This is a genomic window from Nocardia sp. NPDC058497 (genome assembly GCF_042720195.1).
In the GTDB taxonomy this organism is placed as follows: domain Bacteria; phylum Actinomycetota; class Actinomycetes; order Mycobacteriales; family Mycobacteriaceae; genus Nocardia.
This window is the reverse complement of record NZ_JBHXMY010000518.1, coordinates 1-4,166: the sequence shown is the minus strand read 5'-3', so window position 1 is coordinate 4,166 and position 4,166 is coordinate 1. Positions and strand designations below refer to the sequence as shown.

Genomic DNA, 4,166 nt, shown 5'->3' with positions numbered 1-4,166 from the left:
GTTGGGTGGGCTGGTTTTTGTTTAAAAGAGACAGCGGCTGCCACGAACGGGTCGAACTCATCCGCACATCCCAACACGGCTAACTGCGTAGACGATCAACGACATGCTCGAAGAAGATTACCCGGACTCGATGCCCGGTGGCGGTGAACGGGCCATCGGGGTGATCGCCGCTGACAGGCGCTTCTAGGCCGAGACGACCGCATGCACGCCTGCAGTGGGCCGCGACACAGACGCACGCGTCGGGCATGAACGGGGCCGACCTAGACTACTGCCGATGAGTTGGTGGGATTTCAGGATTTCTCACAGACGGCGCAAGCGGCAGTCGGCAACGCGGCCGGGAACCAAGGGCCGGGCAATGAAGGACGGCAACACGCTGCGCGCCTGGTGGAAGGACCCGGTCGACTACCGATGGCTGGTCAGCACCCTGGCGGCTCGATCAGCGCTGGCACCGCTCAAGGTACTGATCGGCAGCGCGGGCGCGGTGATCGCGGTGATGGGCGCGGTGATCGCGGGAACACCGGTAGGGCCGCCCGGCGATCCCGGAATCGCTTCGATGATCGGAGTGCTGTCCGGGATGCTGTGGGCAGCGCGCTGGTGGCTGCTGCCGTGGCCGAACAAAACCGAGTCGCTGTTGTTGATCGCCTGTGCCGACGTGCTGTTCACAGTCGAATTCCTCCAGCTGCAGGATCGGCTGTTCGGGGCGATGGGCACGGTACTTCTCCTGGTCACCGGCAGCTATCTGAGCTTCTTCCACAACGCGCGGGCACTGGCCGTGCATTCGGCCTGGTCGGTGCTGTCGGTACTTGTGTTGTCGGTGCGAATCGCCACCGGCGGCGGCGATGTCCACTTGGCGCTCGCAGTCGCGCTCCTGCTCGCGTCGGTGGCCGGCGCGATGCCCGCGTACCAGCTCCTCTATTGGCTGCTGCGCAGCGAGTCGCTGTCGGACCCACTGACTGAACTGCTCAACCGCCGAGGTCTGGAGAACCGGCTGCCGCAACTGATGGACCGCAGCCCCGCGATCTGTGTCATCTGTTTCGACCTCGACCGGTTCAAGAACGTCAACGACACCTGGGGCCACAGTATTGGCGACACCGTCCTGAAACGAACCGCGCGCCGGTTGCGCGACGCCGCCGGGGAGCTGGCAGTGGTGGCACGCACCGGCGGAGAGGAATTCGTAGTGGCCGCTCCGATCGCCGCAGCGGCCGCTCGAATCGAGGCCGAACGGCTGTGCCAAGTGGTCGCCGAACCGCCGGAGACCGCTGTGGTGGTTACCGCGAGCGTCGGTGTGGCTGTCTTCGACACAGGAACCTGCCCGCAGTGTCCACGCCCGACTCCGGACCGAATGCTGCAATCGGCCGACGCGGCGATGTACCGGGCCAAACAATCCGGCGGGAACCTGGTGGTGGTCGACGACCTCACGCCGCCGCCGAATCATCACCACCCGACCCCGGACCACCACAGGTAGCGACCGGTTCCGGCACCCTCGAGATCGCCAGTGGACTCGTGAGCCGATCCGCAATAGTGCCGACGACCGACTGAGGCATCAGTGCCGTGACGAGTCCGGTCATCGCAGCAACGACATCGTCGGAAAACCCCGGAAGCGAGTCGGCGCAACTGGAGCCGCATCATCGTCGCGACCGCAATCGGCGCGACCGACTCGGCGTCTGCGACACCGAGTGGACCCAGCACCGGAATCTACGGCATGCAAGACGGGATAGCGGGTCGACCAGCCGGATGCGACGGCAGACACCATCCCGCGTCGTGCGCGTCGACCTACGCGGGCAAGGTACGACCGGCGGCCGGGACCGACACCGGCGCGCGGATCCAACGACTCGATGTGCCGATGCTGACAATCCATGGACGCCGGGACGGCGGGCGCTCCAGCCCGCACCCGACGGGCACTCGGCCTGGCATCGGACGAGTCGTACGCGCGATTCCCTCGATCGACAGCCTCGACTCGATCCCACAACGCTGACGATTCGCAGGACTTCCCGGACGGCTGGACCGGCGCCCCACCATCGACGGCTCGGCTATCCCAATGAGGAGCACCCGGTGTTCAGGGATGCACTCCACCCGAGCCGGAACTCACCCTGCTTGATGGCAAAACACCCGATGCCGCAGGAGTTGACGGTGCCGGTCAAGAACTCATCCCCGCTCGCGCGGGGGGCGCACTAACCGACCTCACCGCAGGCCGACGCCTGGCCACCGTCGGGGTGCCGACACCTATTCTTCCCGAACGAATGTCGGCAATCCGTTCCAGCACAGCGTAACGACGGTGTCGACCGCCTTGGTCTTCGAGACCGGCCGGTCGGCGCCGGCCCAGTAGCGGCGGCCACACGGCGACGTTCCTCACGCACCCATTTGTGGAGCACGTTCTCGGCACGTCCAACTCGCGGGCGACCTCACGCACTCCGCGGCCGGAGTCGATCACTCTGTGTGCGGCTTCGAGCGCGGTCGGCGCGGGCTCATTCGGAGAACGCCACCACACCGTCGTCGATCCGGCTGTGCCGCAGCGCCTTCTTGTCGAAGTACCAGTTGTGTTTCAGCCGCCACGGGTCGCGGTCACCGGCGACGGGTAGTTTGCCGGCCGCGCGCTGCAGGTAGCCCGAGGTGAGGTCGAGCAACGGCTTCGGCTCGAGACCCTCCGCCAGCCGCGGGACGACAACCTTCAGGTTGTGCTGGTCCATGTAGTCGAGCAATCGCGTGACGTACTCGCAGACCAGATCCGCCTTCAGAGTCCAGGAAGCATTGGAATAGCCGATGACAAAAGCGAAGTTCGGGACGTCGCTGAGCATCATCGCATTGTAGGTGAACGTATTGCCCAGTTCGATCTGCTCACCGTCGACGTAGAACTCGGCCTTACCCATCGGGACCACCTCGAGACCGGTGGCGGTCACTACGATGTCGGCTTCGAGCTCGCGGCCCGAAGTGAGCGCGACGCCATTCGTGGTGAACCGCTCGATGATGTCGGTGACGATGTCGACTTTGTGGCTGTGGATCGCTTTGAACAGGTCGGCTCCGGGCACCACACACAGCCGCTGATCCCACGGATCATACGGTGGGCGCAAGTGTTTGGCGTAGTCGAAACCGTCAGGTAGGTGGACCCTCGCCCACCGTTCCAACAAGGCTCTGGCCGTCTTGGGGTTGCGGCGACAGAACTCGTAGAAACCGATTGTCAGGGCGGCATAGCGTGCGTGGATCACCTTGCCAGCCAGCTTGCCGGGCAGGATCTTGTTCAGTACCTGGGCAACTGGGTCCTTTCGAGGCTGGCTCACGATATAGGTGGGCGTCCGCTGCAGCATGGTGATGTGTGCAGTCTCGCGGGCCATCGAGGGGATGAGCGTGACCGCGGTAGCGCCCGAACCGATCACGACCACCCGCTTACCGGTGTAGTCCAGATCCTTCGGCCAGTGTTGCGGATGGACCAGTGTGCCGCGGTAGGCGTCCAGGCCCGGCCAGTCGGGTGTGTAGCCATGGTCGTAGTCGTAATAGCCACTCGTGGAGAACAGAAAGTCGCAGGTGAGCGTCGACGTTTCACCGGTATCGACGTGTTCGATCGCCACCGTCCAGCACTTCTCGTCTGTGGACCAGGAGAATCTGGTGGCTCGGTGGTGGTATCGGATCCGCTGATCCACGCCGTACTCCGCTGCCGTCTCACGCAGATAGCACAGGATGTCAACGCCGTCCGCGATGGCGTTTTCCCCGTTCCACGGCCTGAATCCGAAACCGAGGGTGTACATGTCGGAGTCCGACCTGATACCTGGATATCGGAACAGACTCCAGGTCCCACCCAATTCTCCTCGCTGTTCCAGCACCGCATAGCTCCTCGCCGGAAAGGCACGGCTGACGTGGACAGCAGCATCTATTCCCGACAGTCCAGCGCCCACGATCAAAACATTCAGGTGGGTGGCCTCGCTCATACGTGCTCCTTGATGCCGTCGCGAAATGCACAGTATTCACCGGATGCGCGGCGACGGAAGGTTCTCGAAAGGTGCTTTCGAGCAGCCGCCGGAGCTCACGCACACAATTTGAATGCGTCTATCCTAAGGGTTGTCCCGCAAGTTCTCGAGTAGCGCGGCGGTGCCGACCGGCCGTTGCGGGGCCGGCCGTGGGGGGTGGCCCGGGCCCCCCACACCCCGGGCGTGAAAGCGACACCCCCCCCCCGG

Annotated in this window: 2 protein-coding genes; one reads left to right on the top strand and one right to left on the bottom strand. The window is 64.5% G+C overall.

Annotated elements, in window-relative coordinates; translation table 11 throughout:
* The first annotated feature begins 355 nt into the window (after positions 1-355).
* On the top strand, positions 356-1,465 hold the full coding sequence (locus tag ACFWPJ_RS26235) for a GGDEF domain-containing protein (protein WP_378855150.1): 1,110 nt from the start codon (positions 356-358) through the stop codon (positions 1,463-1,465).
* 1,000 nt (positions 1,466-2,465) lie between these two features.
* Here the strand turns inward: ACFWPJ_RS26235 and ACFWPJ_RS26230 are convergent.
* The gene (locus ACFWPJ_RS26230) at positions 2,466-3,920 is read right to left on the bottom strand and encodes a flavin-containing monooxygenase (RefSeq protein WP_378855148.1); all 1,455 of its coding nucleotides are present in this window, start codon (positions 3,918-3,920) and stop codon (positions 2,466-2,468) included.
* Between the last annotated feature and the right edge of the window lie 246 nt (positions 3,921-4,166).

Bases quoted from the DNA above. Each gene is read 5' to 3' on its own strand.
- ACFWPJ_RS26230 (WP_378855148.1), bottom strand. From the start codon at position 3,920: ATGAGCGAGGCCACCCACCTGAATGTTTTGATCGTGGGCGCTGGACTG.
- ACFWPJ_RS26235 (WP_378855150.1), top strand. From the start codon at position 356: ATGAAGGACGGCAACACGCTGCGCGCCTGGTGGAAGGACCCGGTCGAC.